We start from the raw sequence: 1,828 nt of genomic DNA, 5'->3' as shown, positions 1-1,828 counted from the left end.
AGAAACAGAACCATCAGATGATAATGTTACTTCAGCGATTACCGGTGACTGGAAACCAGTAGCAACAGAACAAGAAGGGCCACATGCGACTAATTATAGTGACGGTTCTCAAGATAGGAAAGAAATCAAACAAGCAAATGCCAATGCTACTGGTATTGCGGTAGATGATATGATTGAATGGCGAGTAGAGAATGGCGGAGATCAAAAAGTAGTCGCGACCGTCTCAGATAGTCAGCAAACTAAAACTTTCCGTGTTTATTTAACCTGGATCGACAATGAAGGCTGGCAACCAACGAAAGTAGAGCAATTAAAAGCAAATGATAAAAGATAAGATCATCTAAATTAAATGAGAAGTTGATACTAAAAGAAATTTTCAATTAGTATCGGCTTTTTTTATTATAAGCAGGCCCAATAAGCGCTTATCATTTCTATTCCTGCATAAAAAAATGATATGATGGCTTTAAGAAACCGTAACAAAGACTTTGTTGTAGGGAGGGTGAAGCCATGCGCTGGAAAGACAGAAGAAAAAGCAGTCATGTAGAGGATAGAAGAGGGAGCAGCATGGGAGGAAAGACCTTAGTAGGAGGAGGAATAGGCGGTGTCCTCATTCTATTAGTCTTTACTTTTTTAAACGGCGGAGATTTTGGAGATTTCTTAAATTCAGCCTTAATGGATACGGGTACTAATACAACTACTGCTCCATACCAAGAAACAGAAACAGAAGCCGAGCGAGCTGATTTTGTTTCTGTAGTCTTGGCAGATACAGAAGATGTTTGGACGGATATTTTTCAAGATTATGGATATGTTTATCAAGATCCCACATTAGTTCTTTTTTCTGGGTCTGTTCAATCAGCTTGTGGAGTCGCAGGTTCTTCAACGGGACCGTTTTATTGTCCTGGAGATGCTAATTTATATATTGATTTAAGCTTTTATGATGAATTAAGTCAGCAATTTAATGCGCCAGGAGACTTTGCGATGGCATATGTAGTAGCACATGAAGTAGGCCACCATGTCCAAACACAATTTGGACTCACAAAGCAACTAGATAGTTTACGCAATCAATTAAGTGAGACTGAGTTCAATAAATATCAAGTACGATTTGAATTGCAAGCGGACTACTTAGCGGGGGTTTGGGCACATTATGCTCAAGGTTTAGGTTATCTAGAAGAAGGAGATTACGAAGAAGCAATCAATGCTGCCGGTGCAGTAGGGGATGATCGCCTTCAACAGCAAGCACAAGGGTATGTTGTGCCTGAAAGTTTCACCCATGGTACTTCTGAACAAAGAATGTATTGGTTTGACCGCGGATTTAAATCTGGCAACTTAGAAAACGGCGATACATTTAATGGTGAATCTAGGTTTGAACTTCCTTAAAAAAGCATAGTCTTCCAAATAATCCTGGGGCAGCTTTATTGTAAAGCAGAATGATGGAGGTAATGATGAAAAATCTTGAAAAAAATTTTAATATAGCCGAAGAAGTCTTGAACAAAACAGAAAATGAAATAAAAAAGATGAAACCAGTCAATATTTTATTAGTAGGAAAAACAGGCGTTGGTAAAAGTACTTTAATCAATAATGTTTTTCGCGAAAATTTAGCAAAAACTGGGATTGGTCGTCCTATCACTAAACATTTAAGAAAAATCACAAAAGAAGGAATCCCCATTGTTTTGTACGATACTCGAGGTTTAGAACTGAACCTTGAAGTACAAAAAGAAATACAGAAAGAAATCTTTTCTACTATTTCAGAAGGGAAAAAGCACTCGACTAATGAAGAAATTCATTTAGTCTATTATTGTATCAATGCTAATTCTTCTCGAATCGAGCCTTT

General features: G+C 37.5%; 3 protein-coding genes. All 3 read left to right on the top strand.

Annotation, left to right across the window (positions count from 1 at the left end; translation table 11 throughout):
• Positions 1–331, top strand: a 331-nt coding sequence (locus RT405_RS10775) for a YrrS family protein (protein WP_313469633.1), incomplete at its 5' end; no start/stop codon positions are given.
• 173 nt (positions 332–504) lie between these two features.
• Entirely contained in the window at positions 505–1,374 is an 870-nt protein-coding gene (locus RT405_RS10770; RefSeq protein WP_313469632.1) for a neutral zinc metallopeptidase, read from the top strand.
• 65 nt (positions 1,375–1,439) lie between these two features.
• Positions 1,440–1,828, top strand: a 389-nt coding sequence (locus RT405_RS10765) for a GTPase (RefSeq protein ID WP_313469631.1), incomplete at its 3' end; no start/stop codon positions are given.

It is taken from the genome of Carnobacterium sp. (genome assembly GCF_032094055.1).
In the GTDB taxonomy this organism is placed as follows: Bacteria; Bacillota; Bacilli; order Lactobacillales; family Carnobacteriaceae; genus Carnobacterium_A.
This window is presented reverse-complemented; position numbering and strand designations above follow the sequence as displayed.